At 51.5% G+C, this 9,980-nt stretch carries 11 protein-coding genes; 6 read left to right on the top strand and 5 right to left on the bottom strand.

Going from position 1 to position 9,980, the window contains the following annotated elements; all coding sequences use genetic code 11:
• The first annotated feature begins 168 nt into the window (after nucleotides 1–168).
• Nucleotides 169–1,989 carry a site-specific integrase gene (locus HZS81_RS08085; RefSeq protein WP_179930046.1) on the top strand — a complete coding sequence of 607 codons (1,821 nt, stop codon included), beginning with the start codon at nucleotides 169–171 and terminating at the stop codon, nucleotides 1,987–1,989.
• 15 nt (nucleotides 1,990–2,004) lie between these two features.
• On the opposite strand, the gene HZS81_RS08080 is transcribed toward HZS81_RS08085, so the two are convergent.
• Nucleotides 2,005–2,886, bottom strand: a complete 882-nt coding sequence (locus HZS81_RS08080; RefSeq protein ID WP_179930045.1) for a hypothetical protein — start codon at nucleotides 2,884–2,886, stop codon at nucleotides 2,005–2,007.
• Between the two features lie 622 nt (nucleotides 2,887–3,508).
• On the opposite strand from HZS81_RS08080, the gene HZS81_RS08075 reads away from it, so the two are divergent.
• The 4 genes from HZS81_RS08075 to HZS81_RS08060 all read left to right on the top strand — a co-directional run bounded on the left by HZS81_RS08075 (nucleotide 3,509) and on the right by HZS81_RS08060 (nucleotide 6,286).
• A complete protein-coding gene (locus HZS81_RS08075; protein ID WP_179930044.1) occupies nucleotides 3,509–3,934 on the top strand; it encodes a secondary thiamine-phosphate synthase enzyme YjbQ in 426 nt (141 codons plus the stop codon).
• A 376-nt stretch (nucleotides 3,935–4,310) separates the two neighbouring features.
• Entirely contained in the window at nucleotides 4,311–4,493 is a 183-nt protein-coding gene (locus HZS81_RS08070; RefSeq protein ID WP_179930043.1) for a MazF family transcriptional regulator, read from the top strand.
• 66 nt (nucleotides 4,494–4,559) lie between these two features.
• Nucleotides 4,560–5,009, top strand: coding sequence for a LexA family protein (locus HZS81_RS08065; protein WP_179930042.1), 450 nt, complete (start codon nucleotides 4,560–4,562; stop codon nucleotides 5,007–5,009).
• Nucleotides 5,006–6,286 (top strand): Y-family DNA polymerase, encoded by a 1,281-nt coding sequence (locus HZS81_RS08060; RefSeq protein WP_179930041.1) that lies wholly within the window; start codon nucleotides 5,006–5,008, stop codon nucleotides 6,284–6,286. The genes HZS81_RS08065 and HZS81_RS08060 overlap by 4 nt, the downstream gene beginning before the upstream one ends.
• A 792-nt stretch (nucleotides 6,287–7,078) precedes the next feature.
• Here HZS81_RS08060 and HZS81_RS17970 read toward each other — a convergent pair.
• The 4 genes from HZS81_RS17970 to HZS81_RS08045 all read right to left on the bottom strand — a co-directional run bounded on the left by HZS81_RS17970 (nucleotide 7,079) and on the right by HZS81_RS08045 (nucleotide 8,952).
• Nucleotides 7,079–7,585: a hypothetical protein gene (locus HZS81_RS17970; RefSeq protein ID WP_206679545.1), complete on the bottom strand. Its 507-nt coding sequence runs from the start codon at nucleotides 7,583–7,585 to the stop codon at nucleotides 7,079–7,081.
• On the bottom strand, nucleotides 7,566–7,940 hold the full coding sequence (locus HZS81_RS17965; protein WP_206679544.1) for a hypothetical protein: 375 nt from the start codon (nucleotides 7,938–7,940) through the stop codon (nucleotides 7,566–7,568). Before HZS81_RS17965 ends, HZS81_RS17970 begins: the two co-directional genes overlap by 20 nt.
• A gap of 108 nt (nucleotides 7,941–8,048) precedes the next feature.
• A complete protein-coding gene (locus tag HZS81_RS18285) occupies nucleotides 8,049–8,141 on the bottom strand; it encodes an SEC-C metal-binding domain-containing protein (RefSeq protein WP_179930040.1) in 93 nt (30 codons plus the stop codon).
• A 100-nt stretch (nucleotides 8,142–8,241) separates the two neighbouring features.
• Complete coding sequence (locus HZS81_RS08045; RefSeq protein WP_179930039.1) at nucleotides 8,242–8,952, bottom strand: hypothetical protein; 711 nt, start codon at nucleotides 8,950–8,952, stop codon at nucleotides 8,242–8,244.
• Nucleotides 8,953–9,456: 504 nt separating this feature from the next.
• Here HZS81_RS08045 and HZS81_RS08040 point away from each other — a divergent pair.
• Nucleotides 9,457–9,891 carry a hypothetical protein gene (locus tag HZS81_RS08040; RefSeq protein ID WP_179930038.1) on the top strand — a complete coding sequence of 145 codons (435 nt, stop codon included), beginning with the start codon at nucleotides 9,457–9,459 and terminating at the stop codon, nucleotides 9,889–9,891.
• Nucleotides 9,892–9,980: the final 89 nt, after the last annotated feature.

Genomic DNA, 9,980 nt, shown 5'->3' with positions numbered 1-9,980 from the left:
ATACAGTTTCACCCATGGCGAGTGGTCCTCTTGAATCGTGTTCTGCCAGGAACATATTGATTCTACAAGAGAAAACCGCTCGCCATCTTCGTTTTTAAGTCGGCCTCATGAATAAGCCGGGTTGAACACTTGGTAGCACAGCGCAATGGGGAGGTGAGCAGTGCGCTTATGCTGTTGATCGTTTGGATAGCGACGGTTATCCAAAAAGGCAAGGGAAGGGCGGGAAGACGCTTTAAACCTTACGAGGCTAGCAGCATTCACCGCTATTGGGGAGCGCTCCGTAAGCTTTTTGAAGAGCTTGCGTATGACGTCGATCTGATGGCGCTGAGCAGTGAGGAAGTCACCGCTTTTTATGCGGGGCTAACCGATTATCAAGAAACACAACTGAGTGATATGGGCTATTTTGGTCACCGCCTACGCTCTTTTCATCGAGTTGCAGCTGCATTGGGTGTCGAAGAACCGGATTGGGATGAGCTCCCCATCCCAGAGCAGGGACGTCATGTGCGAGCTGAAATATTGTCAGATCGTGAGTACGGCAATGCGCTAAAGCAAATAAAAGCAACGCAACAAGATTCGGATACAGCTCTTTTACTCCAATTTATGCTGTTATGTGCTTATCGGTTTGGTTTACGACTTGAGGAAGCTAAAGGCTTACTGCGTCGAGACTGGTGTGAGGCGCACGGTTTTTGTTGGATGCTGCTTCGAAATAATCAGTATCGTACGTTGAAAAGCGATGCCTCACGCCGAGCAATACCGCTTTTGTTTTCACTGGAAGCGGCAGAGGAGCGTATTCTCAAGGCGGTACTTAATCGCCACGATGCTCTGTTTGGTGGTGAGTTATCGACACCACTTCTCGGTGAGATACGAAATGGAAAAACGGTGTTACCGCTTAGTACATCAGCAATCAGCGCCGTATTGAGAAATGCTTTACGCCATGTGAGTGGCAGTCCAACGCTCTCACTCCACCACGCGCGACATGCCTTTCACAATATAACAGCAGCATCCCTATTGCAGTTAAACACCCCGTTAGCCACGGCATTGACCCGGCGTATAGATAGTGAAAAAGTACGTCAGCTTGTCATGGGGTCTCATCAGGACTGTTCACGCCGCATTGCTATGGGGTTGGCTCGTTTGATGGGACATCGACACCCAGTGACGGGACTGCTGAATTACAACCACTTGGTCTTAGAATGGGCTGATATGCTGACGCCTATTCAAGGGAAAAATGGCAGAATACTTCCAGAAGCAATGAAAATTCAGGAACTGGGTCACTACAAACCCCGTGTATCTCAACCTCACAAAGTTTCTTTATTTAGTGATCCAACGCCGCATTTGTTGATGAAAGCGCTGCGTTTAGGCGCGTTGCGGGAAAATGTGCAACGCGCTGCCGAGGCGCTAGGGTTGTCACCGGAGCATGCTGCTACGCTTGAAAAGGTTGTCTCGGCTGCGGAAAGTGACATGCGTTTTAAAGTTCGCGGTAAAGATAAATGGATCACTTCAAGCGAGTACCCCTTGGGGCTTTTACGCAGCATCAGCGATACAGCATGGAATCGACTGATTGAGCGAGCGAAAGAAATTGATACCCAAAAGCTTACTTGCATAAACACGTTGAATATTGAGGAGGTGGCATGTCAGGTAGGCAGGAATCGCCACTTATTAATGAGTGAAGAGAGGCATGTTGAAGTTGTTGCGTGTACTGTGAGTGCATTTCGTGTTGCACCTTCCAACTGTGTTGTCGTAGCCAAAAATCATAGTGATGCGATGGAGGTAATGCTATCCAGTCGCGGGCTAAACGCACGTGCTGATGATGCTGACACTCAATTAGATATGTTTGAAGTTATGCAGAACGGTAGAAGGTTGAAGTATCAACAGTATGCTGGATTTTTGTTAACTAAAAATGAGAGCGGTGTGATTAGAAATCGCTATGAAATGGCAGTTGCATATCTTGTAACTGCCACTTATATGTATATGAGTCAGGCATCTTTTTGAACTTAGTTTTCCCCTTTATGTGGGTTGTAGGGAGTAGTTGTCGAGCGGGTCACTTTCATCATAAATAGATAACGTTAATATAGAGTATGTTTTTTGTTTTTTTCCACATTTTGTTTCTTCCAGGCATTCGCCTGTGTAATATAGAATCCCTCCTTCTATCTTTGCTTTGGCAATTGTCATAAAGTGGTCAGGGTGTTTGGATGTTAGGGTAAATGGCTTGCTCGATATTTTATTATCTGAGTCTATGCTATAAAGCGAAATTGTGTTGTCGTATTCGTCGTACCCTGCCGGCAGAGCATAACCTTCTATAGAGTTGGAATCAGGGTTTTCAGATTTTGGCTCGCAATATTTTCCATTAACACAAATGTTGATTTCTTGGTTTTGTGCATTCTTTATTTTAGGTGATACAGAGAAGCCATGCTTTATGTTCCTACCTTTGTTTTTGTTGATAAATTTATCCGATTGCTCTTGAATGAACATCTCCTCTTCGGGGAGCGTGTGTTGGGTATAAGATGAGTTCGAAATATCTGTTTGAGCGACCACCCTGTGTGCGATTTCATAAGCGATCGTAGCAAGTTTCTTTGTAAGTGCTTCATGATTTGGCTTGTCTTCTAGAAATAATATGCCGATGTATTTATTTTCATGTTCACCCTCAGTTTCTATGAAGAAGGTGCTTTCGATACGGGTTTCATTGTGACCCTCTATGCCTTCAAGGAAATTATAAAGAATGTGTTTTAAGTGATAAGTGAAATCTCTTATTTCTGGATTTGCCAAGTTTTCTGGCGTGCACTCAATGCCATTGAGGTATTGGGATTTGATGGCATCTTCCAAAGAAATCATTGTTGTGATCATGTTTTTTGGATACTCAAATTGAGTCCATTTTTGTTCTTTTGACATGCTGTTCCTCAGTTAAGCAGTTGCCGTTTTCATAGTCACTTATCAGTGATAATATGTTCTATTCGCATGAGCTGTATGTAAAAACATAAATAATTTAGCAGCTCCTAAAGTCTTTGATTTGATGATAAAACACTGTTTATTATCGCTTTTTCTTGCTTGGCGACTCGCTTTTCTGTGCTATGGGCGTCAGTTTCTAGTCCGTCATCTATGGAATGTGCCTGCCTTGGCAATGTAAATAAGCAAGGCTAGGCTTCACTATCCCTGCTTCTAGTTGACCCTTAACTAGTCCGTTTTAGATGCTGACTCTCTTCCTGTAACCCGCTTTTATCATCGACTGTATGTTGAGCTCTTAGGGCGAAGGCCCTCCCATACTTCGTTACCAGGCGATGTGTTTCCAGGGTTTGCGGGGAGGTGGACTTACTATTGATTGGCCATCATTGATTGTTTGGCACACCCGCACCGTTCAATGTGGGGATCGCCTGTCTGGGTTACAGCATCGTCGCGTAGCGGTCCCCCGGCGAGGCACTCAACACTCTGAGTCTATCGCAGGCCGGGCGAGACAATGCTCACCGCCGAGCATATGGTGTGGAGTGTGGCCTAGATAAAGCTAAGCGAGGTATCCATGTGGCACCAAAAAACCATCAGCCTGCGCGCGCGGTCGCGTGGTTTTCATCTAATTACCGACGAGATTGAGGCGGCGTTACCTGAGCTGCGTCATGTGCAGATAGGCCTTTTGCATCTGCTATTGCAGCACACCTCGGCGAGCTTGACGCTCAATGAGAACACTGATCCGGACGTGAGAACGGATTTCGAGACGTTCTTTCATCGCCTAGCCCCGGAAAACGCGCCCGGCTACCGCCATACACTGGAAGGACCGGATGATCTACCCGCGCATTTTAAAAGCAGCTTGCTGGGTGTCAGCGTGACGCTTCCCGTAAAAAACGGACGGCTAACGCTTGGCACGTGGCAAGGGCTTTACCTCGGTGAACACCGCCAGCATGGCGGACAGCGCCGAATCGTAGCGACGTTACAAGGGGAGGCGCGTTAACGCCTCGCGCTTTGATACAAGATCGACTTGTGGTCGTGACACGCGTTGTCGATACTGGTTTGCATACAGTTTAAAAGCGTCGGGTGTTTTGCTGACCGTTCCATGGAGGGCGGGTTGGGCGAGCCTCTCACGATGCCTATTACCGCGTAAACGTCACGATGGATGTGCCATTTTTTTGTGGGGGTGCCGATATGACGCACAAAAATAAATCACCGCGTTCTCATCCAACAGACGATGCCAATCACCGTCGGCTGGAACGGCTGAAAGGTTCGGTGCGTGGATATACCCAGCCGTTTGAGCCCATTGATACGGATGAATGGGAAGCTCTCTCCGGTGAAACTAGTGAAGCTGAGACTAAGTCTCAGGGAGGGCTCGCATGAAAAAGAAAGCTGTAATGGCCCAGACGGCGGAAAAGGGCGTGAACAAGCCAACCCTGCCTTTTACGGAATCGGCGCTGCTGGAAGGCTTAACGCCTGAAACAGCGCATGCCGATGAAATCGCCACGCCGACAGCGCATGAGCTGGGGCAGGAAAAGACTGACGCACTTTTTAACGCGTAATATTTGGCTTGTACGTTGCCGACACTCCTCTATACTGTTTTTATTTTCAGTATTGAGGGAATCACCATGTCATTATCCGTCTCTTTGCTTGGGCGTGCTGACCCCACTGCCATACCTTGCCCGCTGCCGCTTTTCTCCAGCGCCGTCCGCGCGGGGTTTCCCAGCCCTGCAGATGACCACCTCGATACCGATCTGGACCTGCATCGCCATGTGGTGAAACATCCAGCCGCGACGTATTTTGTGCGCGCCGAAGGCGACTCCATGATCGGCGACGGTATCCATCACGGGGATCTGCTGGTCGTCGACCGTAGCTTGGAAGCACTGCCCGGGCGCATCATTGTGATCGCTGTCGATGGCGAACTCACAGTGAAGTGCTTGGAGCGGGTTGGACAGCGGGCGTACCTACGAGCCAGTAACCCCGCGTACAAGCCCATCCCCCTAGAAGGACGCGAGTCCCACGTTTGGGGCGTGGTCACCCACGTGCTGCACAGCCTACCGGGGGCGCCGCTGCCATGATGGCCTTGGTCGACTGCAACAACTTCTACGTGTCGTGCGAGCGGGTGTTTAACCCGGCACTGGAAGGTCGCCCGGTCGGGGTGCTCTCCAATAACGACGGCTGCATTGTCGCGCGCTCGAACGAACTCAAAGCGCTGGGCGTCGAAATGGGCACGGCCATGCACTTGCTGCCCCCGCCGATACGTCGCCAAACCGTACTGCTATCGAGCAACTATGCGCTGTATGGCGATATGTCCCGCCGCGTCACCGAGGTGCTCGCCACGTTCTCCCCGCATGTCGAGGTCTACTCCATTGATGAGTCGTTCGTTGGCTTTCACGGCTTTGACCCGGCGATGCTAGAAACGCGCGGAAAACGGCTGCGCGACACCGTGCGGCAATGGACGGGCATTCCTGTCTCCGTGGGGGTTGCCCCAACGCGAGTGCTGGCCAAAATCGCCAACCACATGGCTAAAAAGCACCCGGCTTACCAAGCCGCAGGGGTTTGCCGATTAGACGCCGACAGCCCCACTACTCGCGAATTGCTCAAACAGCTACCGGCCACCGAGCTTTGGGGCGTGGCGCGGCGTACCGCCGAACGGCTCAACGTCATGGGGATTAACACTGCCTGGCAGCTACGCCAAGCCGATCCGAAACAGATCCGTCAACGGTTCTCCGTGGTGCAGGAGCGAATCGTATGGGAGCTGCGCGGCCAACCGTCCATTCAGCTGGATGATATGAGCGCGCCCAAGCAGCAGATCATGGTCTCACGTTCGTTTGGACGGCTCACCGGCAACCCGCACGATCTCCGCGAAGCGCTGCGTCACCACGCCGCCCGGGCAGGAGAGAAACTGCGCAAACAAGCGAGTGTCACCAGCGCCGTCATGGTGTTTGTGCGCACCAACCCGTTTCGCACCGATTTACCCCAGTACCGTAATCGGGTGATCGTGTCGCTGGATCGTCCCACCGATGACAGCCGCGAATTGATCGCGGCCGCCGTTGAAGGGTTGAGGCACCTCTGGCGCAAAGGGTATCGCTACCAAAAGGCAGGCGTGATGCTGCTGGATCTGTCCCCTAAAGCCAATCGACAGCTCACGCTGAATGAGACGCCGCAAACGGCTGCCGAGGCAAAACGCAGCGAACGGCTCATGGCCATGGTCGATAAACTGAATCGTGAATTGGGTAAGGGTACGGTACAGCTGGGGTTACCCCGCCAAGGCAATGCCTGGGCGCTGCGGAGTGAACGCCGCACGCCGCGTTACACAACCCAGTGGAGTGAGCTGGTCAGCGTCAAGCTCTAAGGTTCCGGATGGTCATAGGCGCGGGAGTGCGCTGCGTATACTTCCCACACGGGAGGTACGACAAGGAGGCGAGAAACAGCGACGTAGGGGGGTAGGTATCGCCGTCAACTTTCGCTACAGTGAAAAGCGACTTAACCATCATGAGGAAGAGAAGGCAGGATGCCGACATTACCCCCCATCAACGGACATTCTAACCTCGGCTATTTTTGCTTACCGGGCGTTTGACCTACGCGATCACTTCCCTCAGCCGCTAGCGACGTTCCGTGATGCGCTGGAATGCCTGCAAAGCGACGGAGCGTATCTCCCCGCGATGAGCGGTGAAATCGTGGCGTATATTCGTGATGGCAGTGCGCTACCTATCCCTGAGCACTTCTTTATCCGTCGTTCTGGTAACGATGCCGCCCTCGTGCCTCCCGAAGACAATGATGCTGTCTGCAAAGCGGTTGAGACCTGGCTTCGAAATACCCTCAGGCAAAAAGACTCTACCGCTATTGTCCAAAATGCTGCCACCCTGCGGCCCGGGAAAACTCGACCTGTTGCTGGAACAGGGTGACCCGGATGCCCCCTGAGCCTGCCGAAATGAAAGCGTGGCGCGATGTCTGGCGTCAACTATCTTTCCGGTTCAGCCCAGGCCTCTAACAACAAGTCCTCCCCCCCAGCGATTGCTCGTCATCATATTCGAAGGCCAGTCGCAGTGTTGTTACGATCCACTTGCAAGCTTCACGGGATTCAAGATGCGTATCAGCGAGTTGCCAGAGGAGTTGGCGGTAGTTGTCGTGTGGGAGCAGGTCATCACGCAACTGAGAGTAATAGAAGGCTTGCGGCTTTGAGGCCAGTGCATGAATAACGTGACGGTAATTGACGCTGCGGGCGCGATTTTCCCCAGGCTTGGGATGGACACGCGTTAAGGTCAATGCCCGCTGCTGACCGACGAACAGCACCAGCTTGTCGTGATGTAGTCGCATTTGTATCGATTCGCCAATCAGGCGCGATGGCCCCGTGTAAACACCCCGTCTGACTTCGATGGTCGAACTGGGTGTGAAGGGTCTGATACTCGGCGGCTGTAAACTCAGGTAATGGCTGCAATGCCGCCTGCTCTTCAAGCACACGCGATCGGTTGCGTTGATTGAGTTTGCTGACAACACGATCGATAAAAGCCTGATAGGTGGCAATGCTCTCAAAGTCACTGTGGCCGCGCAGTAACAACTGCTGTGCTAACCTTTTCTTGAGCGCACCATTGGCACATTCCACGACACCGTTCTCATGAAACTGGCCGAGATTATTCCGCGTGGGCGCCATGTGGTAATGCTGGCCGCTCACTGTAAGCCTCGGTCCAAACATTCTGACGGTTGTTGAATGCCGCACTTAAGCTATCCATGCGGTGCTCAACGGGGCTTCCGCCAGCCTGTTGTAGGGTTCGCTGTAGGCCTGCCGCCAAAGCCGCATAACTCTCACCGCCTTGAGCCACCGCCGCAGAACGCCAGCCACTATAGGCCAGACGAAACTGGTGAAGCAGGTGGGTAAAGGTCTTGAATTGAATCGTGATCGGGTTATCCGGATGAGTGAAATCAGAAAAACCTTGCTGCGCTAAAACGGCCTGCTGGCGAAAAATGATGTCGCGTTCAGGTCCATGCAGCGCTCGCCATTGCTTCACGCGTCGTTGCAGTTGGGAATTACTGGGACTTCCCGGTATTGAGCAGTTACCTGCCGTGCGCTGGAAGTTGCACAACTTAAGAAAGATGGCACCTGAAAGACACGCACATCATCGGTTCTGATGTGACACGCTTCCCATACAGCAACGTTTGAATTTCTTGCCGCTGCCGCATGGGCACGAATCATTTCGGCCAAGGTTCATGGGGTTGGTCTCTTTGCTATGTAGAGTTGATCAGTAGAAAGAACGCTATGCAGCAGTGGTAGCACCCGCCTTGGACTTGGAAAGTTTTCGTAGAGTATGGCTACAACCCATACTCACTTAAAAAAGCTAACCATTCTTGTCTCTGTGCATCAGTGAGGGGCAGCTCAATCGTGGCCATATGCTGTGCTTCAAAGGCATCGACCACTTCTCTTGCAAAGGGACTGTCCCCTTGGGTGAGGCTATGTAGTGTTCCCCACCAAGTAATCTGGCATACGTTCACCAATGCTTTATTAAGTTGGGACAGCCCTTCAGCTTCGCTTATTGCGCCGATGCGCATTGCCTCCACGATAACACCCAGCTGCCTCTGTTTTAGATGTGGGTTATCGTAAGAATGGCCACTAGAGTGAAAGGGAAGCACTTGGCAGATAAAGCTGAAAACGTCCTCACGAGATGAGAACCAGTAGAAGGCTCCCACGCCACCCCCTATGCCAGGTGATGCATCGGTGTAGCAAAACAATCCCCAGTCGTTATCGGTAGGGGGATACGCATGGTGTTTTTCCATACGCTTTTTTGCATCGTCGATATATGAAATCTGCTCTTCCTTGGTTGAGGCAGTCATCAACGATGGCTTTTCCAACGGAAATAGCTCGTGCTGGTTCGGCGGCACTATCCGTGGACCAATCAGCGACAGGTCGTCGTCCACGACTGTTTCTTGTTCACCAATCAATGCCCAATGGTCGTCGCTCCAGAAGCCGGGTTCCCATTCTTGCCCATACATGACCCAGTAATATCCAGCTGTGCGAATTGCCATATTGCTGTCCGTCTCAGTGAGTAGGTTAATGATAATGTTTGGTATATGACGTAATCGCCAACATGGCAATGAAAGTGCGGCGCATCATTTTTGTGTGTCACTCAGCGGTATCACCTGCAAGCCTTACTCGGCCGTGATTAGCGATATCAGAATGTTGCGCGGAGAGCCCAAGCTCTCACGTTGGTGCGACGTTAAGTGTCGCATGGGTCGGCTAGAATTAAGTAAATCTATCGGGCAGCTAGCCGTTTTGTGGCTTACCGTTCGAGACTCAAGGCTATCTTAGTAGCGACTAAAAGCCGTGTAGGCATGCAGTAGACGCCAATGTAAACTTAATCCATGTGCGAAGCGCGCTAAGACCAGCCTGCCAGCAAATGGGCACGCTAACCAAATATAAGGGTCAGGTGACGTCTGTTAGCTGTTTGACCAATTCTGGTGTTGTTACGTAGGGCTGCTGCTCTTCAGGGACAGTGGGCCGTTAAGGCGGCATAGGAGAAGATAAGTATTATGACCCGACAAGTATCAGATAAGTTGATTTGGCAAGGTGAGTCTTATTACTTAGAAGAGTCGCCAGGGCTTCCGAAAGAGCACGATGGACTAAGAGTGAGGCCCCCTGATCAGTTTCCCGCTAATGACCTAGAACTGAGTTTCACACAGAGTACAGCTTGCTATCGTGGGTATACGGCCACATGGGTAGTCATCGAAGACAAGCTCTACCTTGATACGATTTTAGGCAATCGTTTGCTTGCAGAAAGGCCGTTATTCGCTGACTGGGTGTCAAGGCGACTGTTGGCGCCTGCTAAGCCATTGGGTAAGCACATTAATATCCGCTTCACGCCCGAAAATATCGAGTATCTGCAGCTGACCGTAGATAAGGGCGTTGTGACAGATTACGCGATAGGCAAAGGCAAGGAAGAAGCACCTTATGTCTCCAAGAGGTAAGCGGGCCTCCCCTGATGGCATGAAGGCAAGCACTAGGGGGCAGGCCTCGGCACCCACCTCTGAGTTAGGGGCACTGGGGCTGATCGGTG

Source organism: Vreelandella salicampi (assembly GCF_013415105.1).
GTDB classification, from domain to species: domain Bacteria; phylum Pseudomonadota; class Gammaproteobacteria; order Pseudomonadales; family Halomonadaceae; genus Vreelandella; species Vreelandella salicampi.
The sequence above is the reverse complement of the archived record's forward strand: the minus strand, read 5'-3'. Positions and strand labels throughout refer to the sequence as shown.